This window comes from Sphingomonas plantiphila, from assembly GCF_046000505.1.
Taxonomy (GTDB): Bacteria; Pseudomonadota; Alphaproteobacteria; order Sphingomonadales; family Sphingomonadaceae; genus Sphingomonas; species Sphingomonas plantiphila.
In genome coordinates this window covers 1-23,267 of sequence record NZ_JBELQC010000001.1, presented here as the reverse complement: position 1 = coordinate 23,267, position 23,267 = coordinate 1, and the positions used below count along the sequence as shown (strand labels likewise).

20 protein-coding genes, 1 tRNA gene and 1 pseudogene are annotated in these 23,267 nt (G+C 64.9%); 11 read left to right on the top strand and 11 right to left on the bottom strand.

Annotation, left to right across the window (positions count from 1 at the left end; translation table 11 throughout):
* The first annotated feature begins 4 nt into the window (after window positions 1-4).
* A complete protein-coding gene (locus tag ABS767_RS00110) occupies window positions 5-3,181 on the top strand; it encodes an efflux RND transporter permease subunit (RefSeq protein WP_408076332.1) in 3,177 nt (1,058 codons plus the stop codon).
* A complete protein-coding gene (locus tag ABS767_RS00105) occupies window positions 3,178-4,626 on the top strand; it encodes an efflux transporter outer membrane subunit (protein ID WP_408076331.1) in 1,449 nt (482 codons plus the stop codon). The genes ABS767_RS00110 and ABS767_RS00105 overlap by 4 nt, the downstream gene beginning before the upstream one ends.
* A gap of 58 nt (window positions 4,627-4,684) precedes the next feature.
* Here the strand turns inward: ABS767_RS00105 and ABS767_RS00100 are convergent, their stop codons facing one another.
* The 4 genes from ABS767_RS00100 to hspQ all read right to left on the bottom strand — a co-directional run bounded on the left by ABS767_RS00100 (window position 4,685) and on the right by hspQ (window position 6,730).
* On the bottom strand, window positions 4,685-5,239 hold the full coding sequence (locus ABS767_RS00100) for a GNAT family N-acetyltransferase (protein WP_408076330.1): 555 nt from the start codon (window positions 5,237-5,239) through the stop codon (window positions 4,685-4,687).
* A 171-nt stretch (window positions 5,240-5,410) separates the two neighbouring features.
* Entirely contained in the window at window positions 5,411-5,680 is a 270-nt protein-coding gene (gene rpmA / locus ABS767_RS00095; protein WP_145849395.1) for a 50S ribosomal protein L27, read from the bottom strand.
* Window positions 5,681-5,693: 13 nt separating this feature from the next.
* On the bottom strand, window positions 5,694-6,062 hold the full coding sequence (gene rplU, locus ABS767_RS00090; RefSeq protein ID WP_408076329.1) for a 50S ribosomal protein L21: 369 nt from the start codon (window positions 6,060-6,062) through the stop codon (window positions 5,694-5,696).
* A gap of 287 nt (window positions 6,063-6,349) precedes the next feature.
* On the bottom strand, window positions 6,350-6,730 hold the full coding sequence (gene hspQ / locus ABS767_RS00085; protein ID WP_408076328.1) for a heat shock protein HspQ: 381 nt from the start codon (window positions 6,728-6,730) through the stop codon (window positions 6,350-6,352).
* A 133-nt stretch (window positions 6,731-6,863) separates the two neighbouring features.
* Here hspQ and ABS767_RS00080 point away from each other — a divergent pair.
* Window positions 6,864-6,953, top strand: a tRNA-Ser gene (locus ABS767_RS00080).
* A gap of 217 nt (window positions 6,954-7,170) precedes the next feature.
* On the opposite strand, the gene ABS767_RS00075 is transcribed toward ABS767_RS00080, so the two are convergent.
* A complete protein-coding gene (locus tag ABS767_RS00075; protein WP_408076327.1) occupies window positions 7,171-9,456 on the bottom strand; it encodes a TonB-dependent receptor in 2,286 nt (761 codons plus the stop codon).
* Window positions 9,456-10,124 carry a TorF family putative porin gene (locus tag ABS767_RS00070; protein ID WP_408076326.1) on the bottom strand — a complete coding sequence of 223 codons (669 nt, stop codon included), beginning with the start codon at window positions 10,122-10,124 and terminating at the stop codon, window positions 9,456-9,458. The genes ABS767_RS00075 and ABS767_RS00070 overlap by 1 nt, the downstream gene beginning before the upstream one ends.
* A gap of 126 nt (window positions 10,125-10,250) precedes the next feature.
* Here ABS767_RS00070 and ABS767_RS00065 point away from each other — a divergent pair, with 126 nt between their 5' ends.
* The 7 genes and pseudogenes from ABS767_RS00065 (at window position 10,251) to ABS767_RS00035 (ending at window position 16,565) form a co-directional block, all read left to right on the top strand.
* Window positions 10,251-11,180 carry a CHASE4 domain-containing protein gene (locus ABS767_RS00065; RefSeq protein ID WP_408076325.1) on the top strand — a complete coding sequence of 310 codons (930 nt, stop codon included), beginning with the start codon at window positions 10,251-10,253 and terminating at the stop codon, window positions 11,178-11,180.
* Window positions 11,181-11,195: 15 nt separating this feature from the next.
* Window positions 11,196-11,654, top strand: a pseudogene (locus ABS767_RS00060) (diguanylate cyclase domain-containing protein); the annotation flags it as partial.
* 27 nt (window positions 11,655-11,681) lie between these two features.
* Window positions 11,682-12,488: a putative bifunctional diguanylate cyclase/phosphodiesterase gene (locus tag ABS767_RS00055; RefSeq protein WP_408078621.1), complete on the top strand. Its 807-nt coding sequence runs from the start codon at window positions 11,682-11,684 to the stop codon at window positions 12,486-12,488.
* Between the two features lie 156 nt (window positions 12,489-12,644).
* On the top strand, window positions 12,645-13,019 hold the full coding sequence (locus tag ABS767_RS00050) for a response regulator transcription factor (RefSeq protein WP_408076324.1): 375 nt from the start codon (window positions 12,645-12,647) through the stop codon (window positions 13,017-13,019).
* Window positions 13,016-14,113, top strand: a complete 1,098-nt coding sequence (locus ABS767_RS00045) for a YaiO family outer membrane beta-barrel protein (RefSeq protein ID WP_408076323.1) — start codon at window positions 13,016-13,018, stop codon at window positions 14,111-14,113. The genes ABS767_RS00050 and ABS767_RS00045 overlap by 4 nt, the downstream gene beginning before the upstream one ends.
* Complete coding sequence (locus ABS767_RS00040; protein ID WP_408076322.1) at window positions 14,110-15,150, top strand: HEAT repeat domain-containing protein; 1,041 nt, start codon at window positions 14,110-14,112, stop codon at window positions 15,148-15,150. Before ABS767_RS00045 ends, ABS767_RS00040 begins: the two co-directional genes overlap by 4 nt.
* Complete coding sequence (locus ABS767_RS00035; protein WP_408076321.1) at window positions 15,147-16,565, top strand: glycosyltransferase family 2 protein; 1,419 nt, start codon at window positions 15,147-15,149, stop codon at window positions 16,563-16,565. The genes ABS767_RS00040 and ABS767_RS00035 overlap by 4 nt, the downstream gene beginning before the upstream one ends.
* Here ABS767_RS00035 and ABS767_RS00030 read toward each other — a convergent pair.
* The 4 genes from ABS767_RS00030 to ABS767_RS00015 form a co-directional block, all read right to left on the bottom strand.
* A complete protein-coding gene (locus tag ABS767_RS00030; protein WP_408076320.1) occupies window positions 16,553-16,840 on the bottom strand; it encodes an Hpt domain-containing protein in 288 nt (95 codons plus the stop codon). The genes ABS767_RS00035 and ABS767_RS00030 overlap by 13 nt on opposite strands.
* Entirely contained in the window at window positions 16,833-17,201 is a 369-nt protein-coding gene (locus tag ABS767_RS00025; RefSeq protein WP_408076319.1) for a response regulator, read from the bottom strand. Before ABS767_RS00025 ends, ABS767_RS00030 begins: the two co-directional genes overlap by 8 nt.
* Window positions 17,198-19,348 (bottom strand): ATP-binding protein, encoded by a 2,151-nt coding sequence (locus tag ABS767_RS00020; protein WP_408076318.1) that lies wholly within the window; start codon window positions 19,346-19,348, stop codon window positions 17,198-17,200. The genes ABS767_RS00025 and ABS767_RS00020 overlap by 4 nt, the downstream gene beginning before the upstream one ends.
* 487 nt (window positions 19,349-19,835) lie before the next feature.
* On the bottom strand, window positions 19,836-20,774 hold the full coding sequence (locus ABS767_RS00015; protein ID WP_408076317.1) for a LysR family transcriptional regulator: 939 nt from the start codon (window positions 20,772-20,774) through the stop codon (window positions 19,836-19,838).
* 53 nt (window positions 20,775-20,827) lie between these two features.
* On the opposite strand from ABS767_RS00015, the gene ABS767_RS00010 reads away from it, so the two are divergent.
* The gene (locus tag ABS767_RS00010; protein ID WP_408076316.1) at window positions 20,828-21,610 is read left to right on the top strand and encodes an NAD(P)H-dependent oxidoreductase; all 783 of its coding nucleotides are present in this window, start codon (window positions 20,828-20,830) and stop codon (window positions 21,608-21,610) included.
* Window positions 21,611-22,336: 726 nt separating this feature from the next.
* On the opposite strand, the gene dinB is transcribed toward ABS767_RS00010, so the two are convergent.
* Window positions 22,337-23,267, bottom strand: a 931-nt coding sequence (gene dinB / locus ABS767_RS00005; RefSeq protein WP_408076315.1) for a DNA polymerase IV, incomplete at its 5' end; no start/stop codon positions are given.

Here is a 23,267-nt window from a genome sequence, read left to right as displayed (position 1 = left end):
CACCATGAAATTCCCGCATTTCTTTATCGAGCGGCCGATCTTCGCGGCGGTGATGTCGATCCTGATCGTGATCGTCGGCGCCATCGCATATCCGTCGCTGCCGATCGCACAATATCCCAACATCGCACCGCCGACGGTGGTGGTGACGGCCGCCTATCCGGGCGCGAGCGCGGAAACCCTGGCTGAAACGGTGGCGGCGCCGATCGAACAGGCGATCAACGGCGTCGACAACATGCTGTACATGACGTCCTCGTCGACCGGTAACGGCCAGACGCAGATCACCGTCGCGTTCAAGCAGGGCACCAATGTCGATCAGGCGCAGGTGCTGGTCCAGAACCGCGTCGCAACGGCCGAGCCGCGCCTGCCGGAGGACGTCCGGCGCATCGGCATCACGGTGAACAAGAACTCGCCCGACTTCCTGATGGTCGCGTTCTTCACCTCGCCCGACGAGAGCCTGGATATCCAGTATATCTCGAACTACGTCACGCTGCAGGTTCAGGACCGTATCAACCGCATCCCCGGCGTCGGCCAGACCCAGGCGTTCGGCGGGCGCGATTACAATATGCGCATCTGGATCGACCCGGGCCTTGCCGCCGCGCGCGACATGACCGTGGACGAAGTCGTCAACGCGATCCGCAGCCAGAACGTCCAGGTTGCCGCCGGTGCCGTCGGCCAACCGCCCTATGGACCGGCCAGCCCTGCCTTCGAACTGGGCGTGCAGACCAAGGGACGCCTGACCACGCCGGACGAGTTCGGCGCGGTGGTGGTCAAGCGCGACGCGCAGGGCCGCCTGACTCATCTGCGCGATGTCGCGCGGGTCGAGCTCGGCGCGCAGGACTATAATTTCAACGGCTATCTCAACGACAAGCGCGCGGTCGGCGTCGGCATCTTCCAGCTGCCCGGGTCGAACGCGCTCGCCACCGCCGATGCGGTCAAGGCCGAGCTCGAGACGCTGTCCAAGGACTTCCCCCCGGGGATGAAATATTCGATCGACTACAACCCGACCGAATATATCGCCGAATCGATCACCGCGGTCGAGCATACGCTGATCGAAGCGCTGGTGCTGGTCGTGCTGGTGGTGATCATCTTCCTGCAGAGCTGGCGCGCGGCGGTCATCCCGATCGTGGCGATCCCGATCTCGTTGGTCGGTGCGTTCGCGGTGCTGCTCGCCTTCGGCTATTCGCTCAACACATTGTCGCTGTTCGGGCTCGTGCTTGCGATCGGCATCGTCGTCGACGACGCGATCGTCGTGGTGGAGAATGTCGAGCGCCTGATGGAAGAGGAAGGGCTTTCACCCAAGGAAGCCGCGCACAAGACGATGGACGAGGTATCGGGCGCGATCATCGCGATCAGCCTGGTGCTTACCGGCGTGTTCATTCCGACCATGTTCATTCCGGGCATCTCAGGCGCCTTCTACCAACAGTTCGCGATCACCATCGCTTCGGCGACGGTCATCTCGGCTTTCGTGTCGCTCACGCTCTCGTGCGCGCTGGTGCTCAAGCACAAGGGGCATGATACGGCGCCTCCCGCCGGATGGCGCGGAGCGCCCGCCCGGGCCGGGGCGAAGTTCAACCAGGGCTTCACCTGGCTGTCGGAGAAATATGGCACGCTGACCGCTCGCCTGGTGCGCGCGCTCGCGTTGATCGGCATCGTCTATGTCGCGCTGATCCTTGTCGCCGGCTGGCGCTTCACGGCCACGCCGTCGGGCTTCATTCCCGCGCAGGATCAGGGCTATCTGATCGGCGTGGTCCAGCTGCCGCCGGGCTCGTCGCTCAACCGCACCGACGCGGTGGTGCAACAGACGATCGCCGCGGCGCGCAAGTTGGACGGCATGAAGTTCGTGGTGGGCTTTGCGGGTCTGGACGGCGCCAGCTTCTCGACCGCGCCCAATGCCGGCGTCGTGTTCTTCGGCCTCGCCCCGCATGCCGATCGCGACCGCAGCGCGGAGGAGATCCAGCAGGCATTGTATCCCGCGCTCGCCGGCATCAAGGGTGGCGACATCCTCGTCATTTCGCCGCCGCCCGTTCCGGGCATCGGCACCGGTGGCGGGTTCAAGATGATGATCCAGGACCGCGGCGGCCTCGGCTATCCTGCGCTCGCCCAGGCGGCGTTCGGGATGATGATGGGCGCCAACCAGCAGGAGAGCGTTGCCGGAGCGTTCACGCAGTTCAACGTCGGCACGCCGCGCCTGTCGGCCGATGTCGACCGCGAGCGCGCGGAGCGGATGGGCGTGCCGGTGCAGAACGTCTTCTCGACGCTCGGCGCCTATCTCGGCTCGGCCTATGTCAACGACTTCAACTATCTCGGTCGTACGTTCCGCGTGACGGCACAGGCGGATGCGCCCTATCGCGACGATCCGTCGGACATCCAGGCGCTCAAGACCCGCTCCGCCACCGGCGAGATGGTCCCGATGAGCTCGGTGATGACCTTGCGGAACGACAGCGGGCCGTATCGCGTGGTACGCTACAATCTGTACCCGGCGGCCGAACTGCAGGGTGATTCCAAGCCCGGCTATTCGACCGGCCAGACGCTCGATTCGATGGAGGCGCTGGCCCAGCAGACGCTGCCGGAGGGCATGGGCTATGAATGGACCGAGCTCGCGCTGGAACAACGTTCGGCGGGCAATACCGGGATCCTGGCGTTCGGCCTGGCTGTGGTGTTCGTCTTCCTGCTGCTCGCCGCGCTCTACGAGAGCCTGGTGCTGCCGCTGGCGGTGATCCTGATCGTGCCGATGTGCCTGCTGGCCGCGATCCTGGGCGTCAACGTGATGGGGCTGGACAACAATATCCTTACCCAGATCGGCCTGGTCGTGCTGATCGGCCTGGCAGCGAAGAACGCGATCCTGATCGTCGAATTCGCCCGCCAGAACGAGGAAGAGGGCATGGACATGTTCGAAGCGGCCAAGCACGCGGCGAGCCAGCGCATGCGGCCGATCGTGATGACCTCGATCGCCTTCATCCTCGGCGTGCTGCCGCTGGTGATCGCGAGCGGCGCCGCGGCGGAGCTGCGCCAGGCGCTGGGTGTCGCGGTGTTCTTCGGGATGATCGGCGTGACCATCTTCGGCCTGCTGTTCACCCCGGCCTTCTACGTCATCAGCCGCAAGTTCGGCATCTGGGCCACCGCCCAGACGGCGCGCTTTCGCAGCAAACCCCATGATCCCGTGACGGAGCCCGCAGAATGAAGCGCCTATCCCTCCTGACTGCGGCGCTGCTGGCGGGCTGTTCGGTCGGCCCGACCTATGAACGGCCGCAGACCCCACCGGCGGCGGCCGCCGCCTTCGTCGATCCGGGAATGACCAAGGTGTCGCCCGGCGCGGTCGAGGGCGAGTGGTGGCGGCTGTTCAACGACCCCACGCTCGATCGCCTGGTGGTCGAGGCGCTGACCTACAACACCGATATCCGTCAGGCGTCGGCCAACCTCAAGCGCGCGCGCGCGATCCTGTCCGAATCGCGCGGCGCCCGCTTGCCGAGCACCAATATCGGCGCGGGCTACACCCGCTCGCGCGTCGGGGCGGAGAGCGCCCAGGGCGCGTTGCCGCCGGGCGTCGACGGGGTCGAGGGCGACTTTTTCCAGGTCGGTCTCGACGCATCCTATGAGGTCGACCTGTTCGGACGGGTGAGCCGTTCGATCGAGGCGGCGCGCGGCGATGTCGATGCCGCGCAGGCCGCCCTCGACGGCGCGCGCGTCGCGATCGCGGCGGAAACCGCGCGTACCTATGCCGCGGCGTGCGGCTTTGCCGCGCAGGCCGCGGTGGCGCGGGAGACGGTCCAGCTTCAGACGCGCACCCTCGACCTGACACAGCGGTTGCTCGATGCCGGTCGCGGCACGATCCGCGACGTCGATCAGGCACGCGTGCTGGCCGAAAGCGCGCGGGCGCAGGTTCCGGCGTTCGAGGCGGAGCGGCGCGCGGCGCTCTATGCCTTGGCGACGCTGACCGGCCGGCCGCCGGCCGAACTCGATGCGCAGGCGGATCAATGCGCGACGCCCCCCGGCGTCTCCGCGCTGATCCCGGTCGGTGACGGACAGGCGCTGCTCGCCCGCCGTCCCGATGTGCGTCAGGCCGAGCGCCAGCTGGCGGCGGATACCGCGCGGGTCGGGGTGGCGACCGCCGCGCTCTATCCGTCGATCACACTAGGCGGATCGGTGTCGCTCGGGGCGCAGAATATCGGCGATCTCGGCAAGTCCTCGTCGTTCAACTTCTCGCTCGGGCCGCTGCTCAGCTGGAGCTTCCCCAACCTCACAGCCGCCCGCGCCCGCGTGCGACAGGCCGAGGCGGGGGCGGAAGGGTCGCTCGCCGCATTCGACGGCGCCGTGCTGACCGCGCTGCGCGAGGTCGAGCAGGCGCTGGCGCGCTATTCGGGCGAGATCGAGCGGAACGTGGCGCTGCGCCGCGCGGACGCATCGGCGACCAACGCCGCGCGCATCGCGATCCTGCGGTTCGAGGCGGGGCGCGACAGCCTGCTCCAGCGCATCGACGCCGAGCGCGAGCGGGCAGGGGCGCGCGCCGCGCTCGCCCAGTCCAATGCCGCGCTGGCCGAGGCGCAGGTCGCGCTATTCAAGGCGCTGGGCGGCGGCTGGGAGGCTGCGCCTGAGCCGGTGCGGCGCGAGCCCGTACCCGCGAACTGAGATCCAGAGTTTCGGACGGAGCCGTGTAGCGTAACTGGCTCCGTCCGATTCCTTCGCGTCAGGCCGCCATGCGTCCGTGGCATGGGTCGGTGCAATCCGAGTCGGTCAGCCGCTGCTCGAACTCGATGCTTTGCACCTCGCCGCCGCGACCCAGCGAAGAATAGCTGCCGACACGTCCGGTGGGGCGAAAGCCGAGCTTGCGCAGGACGCGCCCCGACGCAGGGTTGTCGATCGCGTGGCGCGCCGTGACCCGGTCGATGCGCAGCGTTCGGGCTATGCGGATCACCGCCGCGCCGGCTTCGGTCGCATAGCCCCGGCCCCACGCGGTCGGGGTGATCCAATAGCCCAGCTCGTGCTGTTCGTCGCGAAGCGGGCCGATCCCGACGCCCCCCACGATCTTGGTCGCCCCATCCTCAAACGCACAGATCAGGAACCGGAGGTCGGTCGGTGCGCACGGTAGCGACAGAAACGCCTGCGCATCGCCCAGCGCATAGGGCCAGGGGGCGCGGCTGAGGTTGCGGACAACCTCGTGATGGCCGATCGCGCGGGCCAGTTCGGGGGCATCCTCGGCCCAGCCGGGCCGCAGCATCAGCCGCTGTGTACGTGCGAACATCTTACTCTCCTCGCGGACCCGCCGATGCCCGGACAAGATGACCGGAGCGCGACAGTTGGGGTGGGGAGGGAGCAAAGAAAAAGGGAGCCGGGGTGACCCGTCTCCCTTTTGCGGTCTCCTGAAGCGGAGACCCGGATCACCCTGGTGGGCAACCCGGCCGGTTACCCGATGTTATTCGGCTGCTTCCGCAATCATGTCTACCGAGCAGAATTTGCGGCCAAGCTTGCCGTCGTGGAATCGCACGCGGCCGTCGGTAAGCGCGAACAGCGTGTGATCGCGCCCGATGCCGACATTGGCGCCCGGATAGAAGCGGGTGCCGCGCTGACGCACGAGGATGTTGCCGGCGATCGCCACCTGGCCACCGAACTTCTTCACGCCAAGGCGCTTCGATTCCGAATCGCGGCCGTTACGCGAAGAGCCGCCTGCCTTCTTATGTGCCATTTCGCGTTACTCCTTACGCTTCCGCGGCTGCCGGGGCGTCGCCCTCGGTCGCCTTGGCCTTCGCGGCCTTCTTCTTGGTCTCCTGCGCACCGATCGCGGTGATCTTCAGGATGGTGTGGTTCTGGCGATGGCCGTTCTTGCGGCGATAGTTGTGCCGGCGGCGCTTCTTGAAGACGATGACCTTCTCGCCCTTCGCCTGCGCCACGATCTCGGCCGAGACGGTCAGCCCGTCGGTCGACTTCAGATCCGAACCTTCGCCAGCGAGCAGCACGTCACCCAGGGTGATCGTCGATCCGGCTTCGCCGTCGAGCTTCTCGACGACGATCTTGTCTCCTGCGGCAACGCGATACTGCTTGCCGCCCGTGCGCACGATAGCGAACATGGGCCTCATCTCAATTTCAAAAGCATGTGCCCGCGCAGGACGAACCCGGCGGGAGGAACGGCGCGGTTATGCGAATCGCGTGCGCAAGTCAACCTTTGTCGCCGGGCTTCCCCCCGGGAGCGGCGCCGGCCCACACCCCCACCCGGCCACCCATCGACAGCATATTGTGGAATGGGTGGCCGGGTGGGGGTGCGGGCCGGTGCCGCATGCGCCGTCAGGCGCATCAGAAGACGCCTGCGTGGGGGAGCGGCTGGTGCCGCGCATGCGCCGTCAGGCGCATCACAGGATCAGTGCCGGTGTTCGTTCTTCAACTGGTAGCGCCCGTCGCCGACCTGATCGAACAGGCCGCGGATCGCGGGATGCTCGATCGGCTCGTCGCTGTCGTCGACCACCAGATTCTGCTGGCTGACATAGGCGACATAGCTCGATTCGGCATTCTCGGCGAGCAGGTGGTAGAAGGGCTGGTCCTTGCGCGGGCGCACCTCCTCCGGAATCGCCTCATACCATTCGTCGGTATTGGCGAAGACCGGATCGATGTCGAAGATCACGCCGCGGAAATCAAACAGACGGTGCCGCACCACCTCGCCCAGGTTGAAGCGGGCATGCGCAACCGGCGGTACCGGAACGCCGGAGATCGACAGATCGAGCGGTGCGGATGGACTGGTCATGTCTCCAATCTAGTGTCTCCGGCGCCCTGCACAAGAAGAGTGCGGCAACCCGCTTGCGCCGTCGCACCGGCTGGTATAGAGGCGCCCGCTCGACCGGTCGGAGCGGCATTTCGATGCATCCCGGACCCCTCGCGGAGAGGTGGCAGAGTGGTCGATCGCGCCGCACTCGAAATGCGGTTTACGGGGAACCGTAACGTGGGTTCGAATCCCACCCTCTCCGCCAATTTCTATATTAAGAGACTGATATTGCGGGGAAATTTCTTTCGCGGCGATTTTGGTCCCACTGCCGGTCCCATTTTCATTCTGGCTGAAATTTGGTGTCGGCAAGATGTCCCGCTTGTTTCCGCTCATGGGCCGATTTGTGACGGTCCGCTTTACGGCACAGGGCAGCCAAAACTCGACATTCCGGCGCAAGCGGCCCGATCTGACACCTGCTCACCTCAATTTCCTACGCCTATCCTCACATTGATCCCGATGTTGCGCGGCTGCGACACGCCCCAGACCGACGCCGGGTCCAGGTCGCCGCCGTTCAGAGCGCCCTGATACCATAGCTTGTCGAACAGATTCTGGACGTAAACATTGGCTTCGACCCGCTCGCCCCAGCGGTAGCCGAGCAGCAGGTTTGCCGCGAGCGCAGGGTCCCGTCGCACGATGCCGCGCCAGTCCCATGAGTCACGCGACTTGCCCTGCCACATCCACTCGAGCGACAGGGTCGCCGCGTCGGTGCCGAGCGGATATTTGAAGGTCGCGACGCCGTTCGATGCCCATTCGGGATTGGTCAGCCCGCCACAGTCATCAAGCGCACAGCCACGGTCGCCGCGAGTACGCGTGCGCGTCCAGGTCAGCGAGGTGCGCAGGTCGAACCAATGCGTGGGCCGGACCATCAGCGCCGCTTCGACTCCGTGCCCGCGCACTTCGCCGATATTGATCACTTCCTGCGCGCGGGTTTCGGTGTTGTAGAAGTTGGTCTGGAGGTTGGAGTAGAGATAGTCGAACGCGACGATGTCGAAGTGCAGCCGCCCCTGCGCAAGGCTCGCCTTGATACCGAGCTCCTTGCTCCAAACGGTTTCGGAATTGAACGCATCCGGTCGCGTTCCTGCGGGAACCAGTCCGAAGTCGTCGATCGGCGCGGGCGCCTCGAGCGTGAAGGTGCCAAAGCCACCAGCCTTGTAGCCGCGCGACACGCTGGCGTAGACGCTGACATGTTCATCCGGCTTCCACCGCAGGTACATCCGCGGGGTTAGGCCCTGCCAACGCCGCGCATCCTCGACATAGCCGTCCGTATGATAGGTGAAGGTCCAGATATTCCCAAGGCTGCTGGCCGTCTGCGGCACATCCAGAGCAAAACGCTTGTAGTCCAGACTGTAGCGCAGCCCGGCACCGATCTGCAGGCGCGTCATCACCCAGTAATTGGCGTCGCCATAGGCCGAAAGCCCGGTGGCACGGTTGATCGCGCTGTTCGGCTGAACGAACATGCCATCGGGCGACGGGACATAGGCCGTACCGAAAAGGTCCTGGGTCAGATCGTCGCAGCTCGCATAGCCATAACCGGCAAGGCATATGTAGCGCTCATTCGCCTCGTCCGTGTAGCGCGCCTGCACTGTCTCGCGATAGGCAGACAGTCCGAGCGTCCAGCTCAGCGGTCCGCCCGGCCGCGACACCAGCCGCAGCTCGCCGCTGGCATAGGTGCCCGACTGAAACTGGCGATAGGTGCCGAAGGGTTCGGCAGTTCCGTCATAGTCTTCTTCATAGGTGAACCGGTGGCCGCGATAGCCCGCAATCCCGGTCAGCGTCGCGAAGCCCAGATCAAGATCGGCCTGGGCCGTCAGGCTGCTGATATCGCCATCGTCACGCGGGTTCAAAAGGTCGCTGTCGATCGACCGGCCATCGCCGCGAACGACGATCTGGGTTCCCAGCGCAGCGTCGATCGCATCGATGACTTCGCGATCTGCATTGGCCGCGCGGTACGGCGTGCCATCCAATCGCCGATGCTCGTGCTCGCCGATGATCCAGGCGTTCAGCGCCCCGCGCTCATACCGCAGCGCGACCCGGCCGGCAGCCTTGAACTGGCGCATGATCCGGTCGTGGCCGGGGGTCGCCGCATTGTCGATCCAGCCATCGGTGTCGAGCAGATATCCCGCCGCGCGCATCGCCCAGTTGCTGCCGAGCGCGATGTTCACGGCACCATCGAACTCGCGGCGATCGGGTTCGCCATAGCCTGCAGCCAGGACCCCGCTCCACCGGTCGAATTCGGGCTTTCGCGTGATCACGCTGATCGCGCCGGAGATCGCATTGCGTCCGAACAGCACGCCCTGCGGTCCGCGCAACGCCTCGCCACGCTCGATATCATAGAGAGACGTCACGGCTGAGCCGGTGCGACCCTGATGGATGCCGTCCTTGAAGATCCCGATCGATGGCTCGCCGCCGATGCCATAGTCGTTCGAGGCGATACCGCGCACCGCCAGATCCTCGATATAGCTGTCGTCCGAGGCGCCCGCAAAGCCCGGCGCGAACGCCACCAGGTCCTTGATATCGTCGAGCCGGGCGCGATCGACGAAGCTCCCGTCAAAGGCGCTGATCGCGATCGGGGTGTCGCCGATCGGCTCGCGGCGATGCTGCGCGGTAACGACGATTTCTTCAGCCGGCGCCGTCTCAGGCGCCTCGTCGGGCACGCTCCCGGAAGCGGCAAGCGTGAAGGCCAGCGACGCGATGTCCAACTTCAGCATCAGAATTTCACCTGGAGTGCAAAAACGCCCGCCGGGGCGCGATCTTCTGTCGTCAGCATATGACTGCGCGCCTGGACGATCGCTGCGCTGAACGTCAGCGGCTGCGCGTCGAATTCCGCGCGGGCTTCCCAGTCGCTCTTCGCGCCAAAGATCGCATTATCCTCGATCCCGGCCCGGCCGGTCAGCCTAAGTCTGGGGACCGGCGACACCGAGAGACTGGCCGCGACGTAGAGATTGTCGCGCAGGCCCGCCTGCGCGGGCGCATAGCTCAACTCCGCCGCGAACTGCACGGGACCGAGCGGACGGTTCATCTGCGCGGTGACCTCGAAATAGGCGCGTGCGCAATCAACGAAATATGCCCGTGCCCCTGCCTCATAACTCAGCGCCCCGATAGAGCCAGCGCGGCCGAGATACAGGTCGACCTCCCGCCCTTCGGGCTCGCCATCCGCACGGATCGAACCCCAAAGTTCCGCCTGCCACCCGTCCCGCTCGACATCGACGCCGCCCTGGATCACCGGCATGCGATTGGACAGGCTGAGGCCGCGAAAGCGATAGTCGCTGACGATCGCCGCTTGCACCGTCACATCGCGCGCGAGCGCGGGCCGCGTAGGCACGGCCACAGCGATTGCGACGGGCAATATCGCGACACGGAGCGACGGCGGGATCATCGTACCGACGCTATGTGCTTCGTTACGATAATATCGAGTTAAGTTACTGCAAAATTTATACTATTGTGAGAACACGGGGGTCGTGTTTCACCCTTTGGCAAGGACATCGGCCTAGCTGTCGGCATCATGTCCACAACTGCGACTTTCGGATTTGGCGAGCGGCGGGACCAGACCTTTCTGGCCCGCGTTGCCCTGCCTGCCATCGCTGCGGTTGCGACGCTCGCCATCGCGCTGACCGCCGTGGTGCTATTTTCCGCGAGTCAGGCGAACAAGCTCGCAGGCGACCGTCAGCAGGCACTGATCGAAACCGTGCTGAAACAGCGCGCGGCTGCTGTCGCGCATGATCAGGAAGGGGTTACGATCTGGGACGAGGCGCTGCGGCAGGTGACCGCGCGTCGGCCGGATTTGAAGTGGCTCGACGACAATCTTGGTATCTGGCTGCATAGCTATTACGGGCATGACGAAGCGTATGTCCTCGATCCTGCTGGCAAACCGCTTTACGCGATGCGCGACGGCGCGCGGATCGACCCCGGGCGTTATCGAGAGCGCGTCGCCGCGGTCGCCGCTCCGCTGATCCAGGACCTGGTCCGCAAACTCGAGCACCCATCGCTGCAGTCGATTACCGTGCCGCAGCGAACGCAGGGCAGCTATGCGCTCGACCGGGTCGGAGGTCATCCGGCGATCGTCAGCGTCAAGGCGATCCTTGACGAGGAGGGAACGCTTACACCGGGCGTGCGGCCACCCTTCCATGTCAGCGTCCGACGGCTCGACGGCAGCTTCCTCATGGAACTCGCCGATGCTTATCAGCTGGCCGACGCGCGGTTCGCTACCTCGATACCCGCGGGATCGGCCCGCGGAGCCCCGCTCGTTGATCGCACAGGCGAAACGCTCGGGTATATCGTGTGGGAGCCGTTCGGCCCCGGGGCGCTCATGGCAAAACGGATTGCGCCCTTTGCCATCGGCGCGCTGGTCGTGATTCTCGCAATGGTCGGCTGGCTGCTGATTCGGATTCGGCGCAGCACGCTGGCGCTTGAGGCGAGCGAGGCGCAGGCGTAACACCTCGCCTTCCACGATCCCCTGACGGGCCTCGCCAATCGGGCGCTTTTCGACGACCGGCTCGGCCACATCCTGGCGGATGCGCAGGCGAACGGTGAGCAGGTCGCTCTTCTCTACTTCGATCTCGACCGGTTCAAGCAGGTCAACGACACGCTGGGGCATCCGGCCGGCGACGAACTGATCGTCGCGACCGCGCGTCGGCTCGCGGAAGTGACCCGTGAAACCGATCTGGTCGCGCGGATCGGCGGCGACGAGTTCGCGGTCATCCAGACCGGCGCAGTTTCGCCCGCGTCGGCCGAAATCCTGTGCCTGAGGATCATCGAGGCGGTCAGCGAACCGTTCGACCTGGCCGGAAGCAAGGCAAGCGTCGGCGTCAGCATCGGGGTGGCCCTGTCTCCAGCGGACGCAGCGACCCGGACCGAACTCGCCCGCAAGGCCGATATCGCGCTTTACGAGGCCAAGGCGGGGGGCCGCGGCCGTTACACCTTCTTTCGCGAGGACATGGACGCGGGTGTGCGCCATCGCCGCCAGATCGAGGCCGATCTGCGCGACGCGATCGACGCGGGGGACCAGCTCAGGATCGAATACCAGCCGCTCTACTCGGCCCAGAGCGGGCAGATCGTTGGCGCGGAAGCGCTGCTCCGCTGGTCCCACCCGGTCCGCGGCATGATGTCCCCCGCGACCTTCGTGCCGGTCGCCGAAGCATGCGGCCTGATCAATCAGATCGGTAGCTGGGTGCTGGAGCGGGCATGCTCGGACGCCGTGCGCCTGCGCCTGCCCACCATTTCGGTGAATGTTTCCGCCGTGCAGCTACGCGACGATGGGCTTGCCGAGGAGATTCTCGCGATCCTCGCGCGCACCCGGCTCGAGCCATCCCGGCTCGAGATCGAGATCACCGAAACGAGCTTCATCGAAAGCGCCAGTGCGTGCCAGGCCACGCTGACACGGCTGCGCGCCGCCGGGGTCAGGGTCGCGCTGGACGATTTCGGCACCGGCTATTCCTCGTTCAGTCACCTGCGCAATTTCGAGGTCGATCGGATCAAGATCGACCAGAGCTTTGTGAATGGCATCGACATGCGGCGCGGCGGAAGCGCGATCATCCGTGCGATCGTCGATCTGGCCAAGGCGAGCGGGATGCAGATCACCGCAGAAGGCGTCGAAACGAATGAGCAACGCGACTTCCTCGCCAATGCCGGCTGCTCATCCTTGCAGGGCTATTTGCTGTCCCGGCCGCTCACCCCCGCCGCGATCGCATCCCTCTTGTACCGGAACCCGTCGGTCGAAATGCATCATGCCGCGATCCAGTGAGCCAGCGCGCAATTAACGTTTCTTAAACCCCGCGGACTATCCTGCCGAAGCGCGCCATAGCTGCGCCGGAACGAGTCCTCGCGGGCCCAGCTTCCGGTGGCTCGGACCCCGCTTTGGCGCTACACTTTGGGTAAGTACTGTCCGGGGCGTGGCGTAGTGAACAGGACGATCCTCATATGCGACGACAATGAGCTGCTCGTCGAGCTGCTCAGCTTTCGTCTTGAGAACAAGGGGTATCGCGTGCTGATCGCGCGCGATGGCGCGCAGGCTGTGGCGCTCGCCGAAGAGCATTTGCCCGACGCGATCATCCTCGACACGATGATGCCGGTCATGGACGGCCAACTGGTCCTGCGCCGCCTGCGTGGTCAGGCGGAAACGGCGGAGATCCCGGTCATCATGCTGACTGCGCGCAAACAACAGCGCGACATCGTCGATGCGTTCGATCTCGGAGCAAATGATTATCTGGTGAAGCCGTTCATTCCGGAGGAACTCATGACCCGACTGGCGCGACTGCTTCCGGGGCTGAAATGATCGGCGCCGGACTCGCTCTTTTCGCTGCGCCGATGGTGGTCCAGCCGCAGCAGGATCCGACTATAGCCGACCCTTATCAGGCGGCCGTTTCGGCGCGCCTGGCTGGCGATCCGGCACGGGCCGTCGCATTGCTCCAGCCGATCGTCGCGGCGAACCCGGGCAATGCCGACGCGCAGGTCCAGCTCGGCCTCGCCAACCTCGCACTTGGGCAACTGGACGCTGCCGACACCGCGTTCCGAGCAGCGCTTTCGGTCGCGCCGGACTATGCCGATGCGCGGATCGGGCTGGCCCGCATTGCACAGCGGCGCGGCGACATTGCAGGCGCGCGGCGTGCGCTCGAACCCGTCGATCCCGCCAACGCTGATGCAGCGGAGCTTCGCCGACAACTCGCGGCCACGCCGACCCAGATTCGCTGGCAGCTCGATGTCGAAGGAAGCCTGAGCGATCTGTCCGGGCCGCAGGCGGACTGGACCGAAGCCGCAGCCCAACTGCGCTACCATATGAGCCAGAGCGGCACGGTCGGCGCGCGGGTCGAATATGCACGGCGGTTCGGGCGCAGCGATGTCTATGGCGAAATGACCGTCGAGGGGGCGCTGGGCGACGGCCTGCGCGGCTATCTGAGCCTCGGTGCCACCGTGGACCCCGACTTTCGTCCCGAATGGCAGCTCGGGCTGGGCGGCTCCGCGCGGCTGCGCAGCGGACCGTATGCGACATTGCTTACGCTCGACGCGCGGCAGGCGCGGTTTGCGCTCGGCGATGTGCAGAGCGTTAGTCCAGGCGTCGAACAATATGTCGGGGGCCGGTTCTGGGTCACGGGGCGCTGGATCAACCTGTTCGATGAACGGGGGCGGCACCGGTCCGGCTACTCGATCCGTGGCGATCTTCAGGCCACCGACCCGATACGGCTGTTCCTCGGCTATAGCGATGCACCCGACACCGACGAGGGGATCGTGGTTCCGGTCCGCAGCGTGTTCGGCGGCGTCGCCATCGACGTGTCGTCGCGCGCGACGCTGCGGGTGTCGCTGGCGCATGAGAACCGCGCCACCGGCGCCGACCGCACCCAGTTCGGCATCGGTGCCGGCTTCCGCTTTTGAGCGCGCTGCTCCTGATCTGGACCGTGTCGCTGGTGTTGGCGGTCGCGGCGGTCGTGGTCATGGGCGCGCTGGTACTCCTCAGACTTGTCGCACATTGGCGGAACGACCGGCATCTGGCGGCACGCAAGCGCCTCACTCCGCTTCTGCTGACGGGCAAGCAGATCGACCCGGACCAGTTTCGCGATATTCCGGATCACGTCATCGCGGACCTGTCGCTCGATCTGATGCAGCTGGTGCGCGGCCCCGAGCGCGCCGCCTTCATCGCCAGCGCCACCCGGCTGGGGGTTCCCGAACGGCTCGCGCGGCGGATGCGCGCGGGCGCGACCCGTGACCGGATGAACGCACTGCAGGGCATTGCCCAATTCGACGATGCCAGCGCGCTCGGCGCGTTGCGCAACGCTCTGGATGACCGGGATCGCGATATCCGGCTGGCCGCTGCGCAGGCACTTGCCGACAAGGGGGAAGCGTTCGAGCTGATCGATCTGGTCGACAGGCTCGAACTCGGCACCGGACAATCGTCCCGCCTAGTGGTCAGCCTGTTCGTATCGATAGCCCGAACCCGGCCGCAGGAAATCAAGGGGCTGGTCCTTCAGCTCAACCAGAATAGCGAGGTCCGTGTCGCCGCGGTCGAGGCGCTGGCCGAAACCGGCGACTTCTCGCTCGTCCCGGTGATCGCCGAGCTGGCGCTCGCCGCACGGGACGGGACGGAGGAGCTCCCGCGCTATCTTCATGCACTTGGCCAGTTCGGTCACCCCAGCGGAGCACAAGCAGTGCGCCTCGCGCTATCGAGCGATTCCATGGCGGCGCGCGCCGCCGCTGCCCAGGCGGCGGGCCGGATCGGAATGGTGGCGGCGGCAGACCAGCTTGCGGGTCTTCTCGCCGATCCGGAATGGTGGGTGCGGTTTCGCGCGGCCGAGGCGTTGGTGGCGATTGGCGCGCCCGGACTTGCCCATTTGCGCGATGCTGCGGAGCGCGGCGGCGGGGCTGCGGCAGAAGTCGCCGAGGCGATCCTCGCCGAAAAGGGGATCGCGCGATGATCGTCTTTCCCGGCTGGCTCTACACTGTTGCAGAGATCGTCACCTGGTTCGTGATCGCGATCGGCCTGATCCAGATCCTGCTGTACATCGTCCAGCTCGGCTTTGCGGCGATCGCGCTGCACCGCCGCCCCGCGATGCCGCCGACCGAGGTGCTGTGGGATCGTTACGCAGACCTTGCGCCGCCGATCGCGGTGATCGCGCCCGCCTATAACGAGGAACTGACGATCATCGAGAGCGCGGAAGCGCTGCTCGCCCTGCACTATCCCGAGTTCGAAGTGCTGGTGATCAACGACGGCTCGAAGGACACGACGCTGGCCCGCATGATCCAACATTTCGATCTGAAGCCGGTGCACCGGTATCTCGACCTGGCGGTGACAAGCCAGCCGATCCGCGGCCTCTATGCCAATCCGGCCTATCCGCGTCTGCTGGTGATCGACAAGGAGAATGGCGGCAAGGCGGACGCGATGAACGCTGGAATCAATGTCGCCCGCGCGCCGCTGGTCTGCGTGATAGACGCCGATACACTGCTTGAGCCCGATGCGCTGATCCGCGTGGTTCGCCCCTTTGTCGAGGACCCGATCCGGACCGTTGCGGTGGGCGGCACGATCCGCATCGCCAATGGATGCCGGATCGAGCATGGGCGGCTGATCGAGGCTCGGCTGCCCCGCAACCTGCTCGCGCTGTTCCAGGTGGTCGAGTATCTGCGCGCGTTCCTGATGGCGCGGCTGGGGCTAAGTCAGATGCAGACGCTGATGATCATCTCCGGCGCGTTCGGCCTGTTCCGGCGCAGCAGCACGATCGAGGTCGGCGGGTTCAGCCACAATACGGTGGGCGAGGATATGGAACTGGTCGTCAAGCTCCACCGCCATATGCGCGACCGCAAGCGCGACTATCGCATCGCCTATATCCCCGAGCCCGTCAGCTGGACCGAGGCGCCGGAGAGCCTCTCGATACTCGCCAATCAGCGCGCTCGCTGGCAACGGGGGTCGCTCGAAACCTATCGCAAGCATGGGGACATGTTTCTCAACCCCAAATATGGTCGGATCGGCTTTCTCGGCTTCGGGCAGGTCTGGGTCGTCGATGTGATCGGTCCGATCGTCGAGGTGGTCGGCTATGCGCTCGTACCGCCGCTATGGCTACTCGGGCTGATCTCGGTCGAATATCTGCTCGCCTTCATCGCGGTGGTGTTCACCTTTGGCGTGTTCATCAGTGTCGCGACACTTGTGCTGGAGGAAATCCAGCTGCGTCGCCTCAAAAATGCACGCGATCTGGCGACACTGACAGTCGCCGCGATCGCCGAGAATTTCGGCTATCGCCAGCTCAACAATTTTTGGCGTCTGCGCGGCTGGTGGCAATTCGTGCGCAAGAAACAAGGCTGGGGCACGATGGTGCGCAAGGGGTTTCAGCGCCCCTGACGCAAAGCCTCGAGTTGCTCCATCAGCGGCAAGCACAATGCGTCCAGCGCGTCGTCCTGCGCCCCTGCCTCGATCGCTTCCTCGACCGCGAGCGCCGCGTCACTGATCGCCGGATAGCCGAACGTCCCCGCCGTTCCGACCAAACCGTGACAGAGTTCGCGTAGCTCGGTCAGCTTCCGCTGGGCTAGATGGCTGCGGATCGAATCCCCCTCCGCAATCGCGCGCGCCACGAACCGCGCGCGCAGCGCCGCCATGCGCGCCTCGAACTCATCCATCGAGCAGCGCACGCACCTGATCGGCGAGCGTCATCGGATCGAACGGCTTGGCCAGCACACCATGTGCGCCGAGTTCCCGGAATCGCTGTACCTCGTGCGCTTGGGTGCGAGCGGTGATGAAAACGACCGGGATCGTTGCGGTCGCAGCCTGGTCGCGCAGCCGGGCAAACGTGGTTGGGCCATCCATGCCCGGCATCATCACATCGAGGAGAATGAGGTCAGGGTGCCACGCAGCAGCCGCCTCCAGGCCTTCGGTGCCCGATGCGCAGCTGCGCACTTCGATATCGGGATCGAGTTCGAGCGCAAGTTGCGCGACTTCGCGGATGTCGGCCTCGTCATCGACATAGAGGATCTTGGTCATGGCTTCGCCTCCTCACGCCGCGCGATCCGCAACATGGTTTCGTTCACTAGCACGTCGAGCGTCGCGCGTGACTTGACCAGCACCAGATCGACACCGGTCGAGCCACATTGCTCCGCCTCCTGGGCGGTGAATACGATGATCGGAAGGTCTGGCTGCCCTTCGCGCAGCGGCGCGACAAGATCGGTTCCGCACCCGTCGAGCAGGCCGATATCGAGGATCGCCGCGTCCATCCGCTCCCGCTTCAACATGGCGCGCGCCTCCGCAACGCTCGGCGTCGAGCGCAACCTCGCGCGCCCTTCGAACGCATCCGCGAGCACGTCCAGCATGTCGGGGTCGTCATCGACATGGAGAATGACTGGGAGGTGCGCCGTCGCGCTCCGCTCGAACTCCGGCTCGGCAACGGCCGGCGGCGCGTCTGCGATCTTCGGCGCGGCTGCAGCGGGCAGATCGACGTGGAATACCGTGCCCTTTCCGGCGTTCGATTCGAAGCTGACCGATCCCCCCAGCCGCTGCACGATTTCGCGCACGATGCTGAGGCCCAGTCCGGTGCCGCCTTTTTGCCGCGTGTCGGAGCTGTCAGCCTGGGCGAACTTGCCGAAAATCCGGTCGCGAAACTCCTCTGGAATCCCGCTGCCCTGATCGGCGATGCTGACCCGATAGCGGCGATCGAGTGGACGAATATAGACCGTCACGACACCGCCGGTCGGTGAGAATTTGAGCGCGTTGGAGAGAAGATTGGCAAAGACCTGCATCAACCGGTCCTCGTCACCAAGCACTGCCGCGTTTGGCTTTGGCGCAACCAGGTCGATCCGCACGTCAAGCTGCGCGGCCAAGCCGGCGCTCTGATTGGCGGCGTTCTGCAACAGCGTGTCGAGCGGCAAGGGGCGAACGTCGAACTGCATCCGCCCCGCCTCGATCTTCTCGATATCGAGGATGTCGTTGATCAGGCGAACGAGGCGCGCGGCATTGCTATGCGCGATCCCGACCAGGCGCTCGGCTTTGGGCGGCAGCGCGCCCGCTGCGCCGCCGTTGATCAGGCCGAGCGAGCCGGCGATCGAGGTTAGTGGCGTGCGCAACTCATGGCTTACGGTCGCGACGAACTCGGTTTTCATCTGCTCCATCTCGCGCCGTTCGCTGATGTCGCGAATGACAGCGAGGAATAATGTAAGATCGGCCAGGCGTACCGGGCTGATGGACACTTCGACGGGAAACGTCGTCAGATCGGCACGCCGCGCGACAAATTCCTGAACCTGCCCATGGCTTTCTCGCCGGGTCGCCCCGAGGCGCCGCAGAAAACTCTCCACCCGACCGCGATCCGGCGCGACCTCGAACAGCACGCCGATGTCACGACGGAGCAGTGTGTCGGGCTCATACCGGAACAACGCCGCGGCCGCAGAATTGAGGCTTTCGATACTCCCGCTCGGGTTGATTACGATCATCCCGTCCTTAGCACTCGCGAAGATGATTTCCTGTCGTGCCGCGGCATCTTCGGCTCGACGCAGCGCAGCCTGCCGGGCGGCGGTGCTGCGCTGGACCAGCCACACTGCCAGAGCGAGCAACAGGATCAGCGCGATCTGTAGCGCGACGGTTTGCACCCGCAACAGATCTCGGGCCGCGGCAGCAACCTCCGTCCGCGCGGCGAGGCGCGACCGTTCGAGGCGCGAGAGTTCGGCGATGTTTGCGCGCAGGCGATCCATCAGACGTTTGCCTTCGCCACCGCTGACCAGTGCCCGCGCGGCCTCATGTTCTCCCTGAGCGTATAGACCGATCGTCCGATCCACGAATCCGCGCTTGGCATCCGACGCAGCTTCGAGCTGCGCGAGCAGCGCGCGGTCTGCCGGATCGATATCCGCCTCCGCCAACGCCTCGAGCGACTGGCGCACCTCGCGTTCGGCATCGCGATAGGGACGCAGAAACGAGTCGTCGCCGGTGATCAGATAGCCACGCTGGCCGAGCTCGATATCCTGGTGGAGCGAGAGCACCCGCTCCAGCGCGGCGCGCGTCTCGTAAGATCGCTCGACGTCAAGGCGCAGCCGCTCGGTTTCGTCGAACCCTCGGTTCGCAAGCGTCGTGAGGACGAGCAGAATCGCTGGCACGCTCGCGGCGGCTGCGATGACACTGATGCGCCCCCAACTGATCCGGCTCATGGCTACACCTCAAACGCTAGAACATGGTGGCCAGAGACATCTTATCGGCGCGCACGTCAGACCACGTCAATCTCAAGATGGATAAACGGCGCGAAATCCAGGTGCCTATTGTCGGTGTTTGGCTTGGAACCGCCGAACGCACTGGAACGTCGACGGCAGCAGCCCTCACTTGATTTCGCGTACGTCCGCTTTCGAGAGGCGCGAGAGGAGCTTCGGAGGTCCGCTACCGGGGCGCGAAGCCGACGCTAGCGCCGGTCAATCAAACGGTGCCCCCTACCAATGTCGGCTACTTATATGATCGACTCACAAGATCTAGGACGGTCAGGTCAATTCCACGCGGCAGGGTATGTCGCGAGTGTCACATCGTTCATCTCCCCGGTCTTGATTGGACTCGAGCAGAACGCCTGCATTCGCAGCGGCTAACGAGGAGCAGCCGGCGGGTAAAATCACTCAGTTCCGGACATCCTTCCGCGGCGCCCCTGGGCAACTAGACCTCCGCCGCCAACATCGCCAGCCGCTCACGCAGCCACCGTTGCGCGGGATGGTAAGTGGCTCGGTCGTGCCAGACAGCGGCGATGGCGAAACCGTGAATGGTGAGTGGCGGGTCGAGCACTTGCAGGCGATCCGACCAGCCGTTGGCCACCCGCCGAGGCACCAGCGCAATCATGTCGGATCGGCAAACCATTTCCGGTACGATCAGGAATCCAGATGTGGACAGCGCGACGGTGCGGCGGCGACCGATGGCTTCCAGTGCTGCATCGGTCGGCCCTGAGAACCCGCCACCTTGGGGCGACACGACCACGTGCTCCAAGGCGCAGAACACTTCCAAGCTGACGCGGCCGTGGACCGCCGGGTGTCCCTGCCGGGCGATCACCACATAATCCTCGCGAAAAAGTTCGCGTTGGCGCATGGCCGCCGGTGCAAAGTCTGGCGATGCAAGTGCCAAGTCGATTTCGCCGCGCTCTAATTGCGCGGCGAGGCCCAGCACATCCAGGGCTCGCCAGGCGATGCGGACCTTGGGTGCCTCGGTCCTGAGCGCGATGGAGAAACGGCTGAGCAAGGCGAACTGCCCATAGTCGCTCGCAGCGATGACCAGCGTGGCCTCCATCGTCGCCGGATCGAACGGCGCGCCTGCTGCCACCACCCGACGAACGCCCTCCAGCGCTTCATGCAACGGTTGCCGAAGCTCGGCGGCGCGCTGGGTGAGGACCATCCCGCGCTGTGCCGGGATGAGGAGCGGATCGCCGAGCTCATCGCGCAGCCGTGCCAGCCGGGCCGACAAGGCGGGTTGGCTCAGGTTCAGGCGTCGGGCGGCACGCGTGACATTTCCTTCCGCCAGCAGCGCTTCGAGCGTGACAAGCAGGCCGAGATCGAGGTTCCTGGTATTCATCCGCTGGATAACAGCAGGCAAAAGGTTCGATTTCAACAGCGTGTCATGCCGATCCACATGGGGTTCAGATCTGAAGTTGAGAGGCTATCATGAACATTCTTATTGTTTACGCGCATCCTGAACCCACGTCGCTGACGCGGCAGTTGGTCGACGTGACCGCTGAGACGATGTCAGCTGCGGGGCACACCGTGACCCACTCGGACCTTTACGGCATGAAGTGGAAGGCCGTTTACGACGCCGATGACTTCCCGGTTCGCGACAATCCCGAAAGGCTGTCATTCATCATGGAATCGGGCCACGCCTACGCAAGCGGACATCAGACGCCCGATGTGATCGCCGAGCAGCAAAAGCTACTCGAGGCCGATGCTGTGGTCCTGCAGTTCCCGCTGTGGTGGTACGGCGTTCCCGCGATCCTCAAGGGCTGGATCGAGCGGGTCTATGCCTTCGGCTTTGCCTATGGCTATCAGAACGGCTCCAACCAGTTCCGCTTTGGCGAAGGCATCCTCAAGGGCAAGCGCGCGCTGGTCAACGTACAGGCAGGTGGCCCGGCGGCCGACTATGGCCCGCGGGGTATTAACGGGCCGATCGAGCAGTTGCTGTTCCCGCTGACTCATGGCGCGCTGTTCTATCCCGGCATGGAGGTGCTTCCGACGCACGCCGTCTATGGCGCGGCTCACGTTTCCACGGCGGAGGAAGTGGACACGATCAAGGCGGCATGGCGTGCGCGTCTCGGGGGATTGTTCACCGATATGCCAATTCCCTTCCGGTCGCAAAACGGCGGCGACTTCCCCGATCGCCACACCATGGCCGGCCATGTTGCGCCGGGCCAAACCGGCCTCGCCGCGCACTTTGCCGATTTGGCCGACGCATAGGGCAACACCGATGTCGATCGATCAAGGCCGCGCACATTGGCGGCCAAATCCCTAATTGGCGTCCTGCCAAGGGGTGCACGGCACGTCCGCAGCACAGGATCGGAACGGCGTGCCCCCATCCGGCATCGCGTTTTGTCGCCGCCGCAGACACGGCCACCCGCATCGACCGGCTCGAGGGAGAACTCTTGCCCGATTTGCTTGTCACTGATCATCTCATGCGCGGCAAGAATGAAACCGAGCTTGCCCGCGATAGCGCGCTAAGGAGGAAGCCAAGCGGGTGCGCGAGTTGATTGGAGTGACGAGGGAGGACGTAGCATGCGCGGTTGGTGCGGTTGAGGCAAAGGATGGTTAGGTCGAATTCATCGCCGAAGATGTCGAAGTCCCGCATCTGTTAAAGCGAATTCAATGGGACAGCGAACTTCAGGCGCTGGCGATATCTAGGCTGTAAGGGATTCAGGATCGCTTCGGCTCTCGCCGCATCGTACCGAATCTAACGTGTCGGCGACGGGCGGGGAGGACCGGCGCGGCGCGCTCGGTTGCCACATAGCCGTTAGCTGAACGAATGTCCGAAACGCTGCAGCGTCGTCGAGGCCAGACAGTCGACACACTGCCTTCAATTGCGGTCGTCCAAATCTGGAGGGGCGAGCGCTAGCAACAATCCGGCAGTTTTTGGCCTGAACACCTGTCGGCTGAATGTCCGAAACTGGGGCGCAAAACTGCCGCCACTCACGCGGGCGATTGGTTGTCCGAGAATAGTGGCATGTCCGATCTCATCGGTTCAAAATTCGACACTGTAACGCCGACGAGTCGCACCCCTTGTTTCAACGGATAGAGGGTGCGGATCAATTCGATTGCGGTCGATCGCAAATTGCTCGGATCGCGCAACCCCTGTGGTTGCGTTCGACTGCGCGTTACCTGTCGAAAGTCCGCGTACTTTGCCTTAACGGTGACGGTCCGCCCGAACTGCTGACGGGTCGAACACCAGACGGAAACGTCGTCGGCCATTTTTAGGACGCCTGCCTCAATCTCGGCGGGGTCAGTGAGATCGCGGTCGAACGTCGTTTCCGAACCCGATGATTTGCGCTCGCGGCTCGGGTTCACCGGGCGATCGTCGATGCCCCGCGCGATGCCGTGATACCACTCGGCGGAGCTCCCAAAATGCCGCGCCAAAAATTCGATCGACTGGGCCTTGAGGTCGGCGCCGGTTTCGATGCCGAGCCGCTTCATTTTGGCGGCGGTCACCGGACCCACCCCGTGGAACTTCGCGACCGGCAATTGCTCAACCCAGGCGGCGCCCATTTCGGGCGTCACGGCGAACTGACCATTGGGCTTGCGATGGTCCGAAGCGAGCTTGGCGAGGAATTTGTTGTAAGAGATTCCCGCCGACGCCGTGAGGCCGGTCTCGCCCAGGATGCGCGCGCGGATTTCTTTAGCGGTCGCCCAAGCGGTCTGCAGCCCCCGGCGATCCTCGGTCACGTCGAGATAGGCTTCATCCAACGAAAGCGGCTGGATTAGGTCCGTATAGTCGGCAAAGATCGCGTGGATCTGCGCCGAGACCGCGCGGTAAACGTCGAAGCGCGTGACGTGCGCCCCTGGAATGTGACCGATTTTGGGTAGAGTCCGCCTCGAAGGAGTCGGACGAAAATGAAGCGCAGCA